Below are 573 nucleotides of genomic sequence, written 5' to 3'. Positions count from 1 at the left end.
AGCCAATCGCGGTAGATCGGATAGATCGTCTCACCGATATGATCCGGGGAGCCCGCATGCCGCACCACGGCATAACGCCCACCCGGTATTGTCAGCTCACGAATGTTGAATTCGTTCACGGCCACGGTCTCTCGAATCTCGCCGCAAATGGCGAAGCGAAATTCGTGCGCGGGCGTGGTATCCGGGTTGCCGTATGGGATGCCGAAGGAGCGGTTCGATTCCACCGGCGATTGCCCGCTTTGCATGCGCCACTGGATGAAGGTATCGACGCTCCGGTCGACCAGTTCGGGAGGGCCGCAATGCTCCAGAGCGGCGACTCGCACAGGGGAGATATTCACGATTTGTACTTGCATGGCAACAGTCCTTGAAAAATGAGGGATGACGAAGACCGTATTCCACACATGCCAACTGGGTGCCTTTCTGAACGCGCGGGGCGACATGCCAAACGCTCGCCTGAACGCCCGGCTGAACGCTTCAGGGCTTTCAAAACCCGCCTGGAGGGCAGCGTTCAAGACCGAAAGCTCTGCTCGGGCCAGCAAACCATGGGCAGCGCGCCGCAGTCGCATCAGTTGC

At 59.5% G+C, this 573-nt stretch carries 1 protein-coding gene and 1 pseudogene; both read right to left on the bottom strand.

Annotated features, from left to right (window positions below; translation table 11 throughout):
* A partial coding sequence (locus tag J0A65_RS27580) for an AraC family transcriptional regulator (protein WP_232850151.1) occupies positions 1-353 on the bottom strand: 353 nt, incomplete at its 3' end.
* Between the two features lie 111 nt (positions 354-464).
* Positions 465-566 (bottom strand): annotated as a pseudogene (locus J0A65_RS28010) (AraC family transcriptional regulator); the annotation flags it as partial.
* Between the last annotated feature and the right edge of the window lie 7 nt (positions 567-573).

The sequence above is a fragment of the Bowmanella yangjiangensis genome, assembly GCF_017255015.1.
GTDB lineage: Bacteria > Pseudomonadota > Gammaproteobacteria > Enterobacterales > Alteromonadaceae > Bowmanella > Bowmanella yangjiangensis.
Note: the sequence above shows the minus strand (reverse complement) of the source record. Positions and strands in the feature narration are given on the sequence as shown.